1 pseudogene is annotated in these 232 nt (G+C 45.7%); it reads right to left on the reverse strand.

Annotated elements, in window-relative coordinates:
- Window positions 1-232 (reverse strand): annotated as a pseudogene (locus KVT28_RS27130) (cytochrome C biogenesis protein CcdA); the annotation flags it as partial.

A 232-nucleotide genomic window follows, 5' to 3' on the forward strand; every position in this document is an offset into this window, starting at 1 on the left:
GCAGACAATGGCTAACGCCAGATTACCTGGGAAAAATGAGGGTAAAAAATAGAAAGCGGCAGTGGTAATCGTGCAACCGAAGAAACCAAACCAGCGCATCTGAAAAATCCAGCCAATACGACCGCCAATAATGCCCCAAAGCACATTGGTTATTGGTTGAACCAGGAGAAATACGCCCCAGATAGGCGCCCACTCTTTAGTAGAAAATCCTAATTCACGGGTGAAATAGATC

This window comes from Pantoea sp. GbtcB22 (assembly GCF_019091025.1).
GTDB lineage: Bacteria > Pseudomonadota > Gammaproteobacteria > Enterobacterales > Enterobacteriaceae > Pantoea > Pantoea leporis.